The following is a 233-nucleotide window of genomic DNA, read 5'->3' on the forward strand; positions in this document are numbered from 1 at the left end:
AAAGTCCCTCCGAAAAGGAAGGGAAATCCCGCCGCATTACGGCGAGTCACGAAATGAGTCTTCCCTCAATGAAAGTCCCTCCGAAAAGGAAGGGAAATCTCGCACCGGGTGGGTTGCCTCTCCACCCGTGGGACCCTCAATGAAAGTCCCTCCGAAAAGGAAGGGAAATTGCTGGGGCTGAATCCCCGACTGCATCATCAGGAGCCCTCAATGAAAGTCCCTCCGAAAAGGAA

Origin of the sequence: Rothia sp. HMSC075F09 (assembly GCF_001810515.1) — a bacterium.
In the GTDB taxonomy this organism is placed as follows: domain Bacteria; phylum Actinomycetota; class Actinomycetes; order Actinomycetales; family Micrococcaceae; genus Rothia.